Genomic DNA, 1,092 nt, shown 5'->3' with positions numbered 1-1,092 from the left:
TTTAATCGAAACAAGACCGAGTAGCTTCTCTTTCGGAATTTCACCCAACATAGTAGGGGTTAATTCTTCACTGACCAGGATCGCATTATCGGGATAGTCATGCTGTTTTTTATCCGCTGTTTGCAGGTATGAAAGTATACGGCAACCCAGATCTTTTATATCTACAGCTCTTTCGCTGAGATAGGCATCATTCATCATTTCAAAATGACGTGCATATTCACTAATGGTATTTTTTAATGCGGTTTGGGCAGACTTCCCGGCTTTTATCTGGGTGATCACTTCTCCTGCCAGAGCATTGTCATCCAACATACCAAGATAGACATCAAACAAAGCTTGTTCTTCAGGCCTTAACTGGGTAGATAAACGCTCACCGACGCTTTGAATATCTTTACGGACGGACTCAACCGCATTTTCAAATGAAATGATATCATCATCAATATTTTCAGCACTTCTATCAGGCACCGCATCCAGGTCGGCAAGCGGAAAAACAACAACACTGCGACCAATCGCAACGCCTGGTGCACCAGCGATACCCTTGAAGGCGATATCCTGCGCTACTTTCCCACTCTCAGAAACTGACTCAATTGCTTTAGTTGCTTCTGAATGCGCTATAACGCTCGCCAGCTGTGCAGAAACCGTAACTAGAAAAGCTTCTTCACCTTCATCAAACTTACGCAGGTTACTGGCTTCCTGAACAACCAATACACCCAATACCTTTTTATGATGAATGATTGGAACACCAAGAAAGCTTGTAAAACGCTCTTCTCCCGTTTCAGGCAAATAGCGGTAGCGTTCATGCTGCTGGGCATCTTCGAGGTTTATCGGCTCTTCCCTAACACCAACCAAACCAACCAGACCCTCTGAATAACCCAAGCTCACGTTCCCGATCGCATCTTCCCGCAAGCCACGAGAGGCACGCAAGACATAACGATTTTCTGCCGGATCAAGAAGATAGATGGAACATACTTCCGTACTCATAGCCTCCTGAACGCGACTGACAATAATATTCAGTGCTTCCTCAAGACTAGCGGCACTATTCACTTCCTGAACAATACTGCGAAGTATGCTTAGCATTTAATACCCTTTATATTA

At 44.4% G+C, this 1,092-nt stretch carries 1 protein-coding gene; it reads right to left on the bottom strand.

Features of this window, described 5'->3' with window-relative positions:
* On the bottom strand, nt 1–1,074 hold a 1,074-nt coding region (locus A3763_RS21240), incomplete at its 3' end, for a phosphoenolpyruvate-utilizing N-terminal domain-containing protein (protein WP_156495233.1).
* Nucleotides 1,075–1,092: the final 18 nt, after the last annotated feature.

This window comes from Oleiphilus sp. HI0128, from assembly GCF_001635365.1.
Note: the sequence above shows the minus strand (reverse complement) of the source record. Positions and strands in the feature narration are given on the sequence as shown.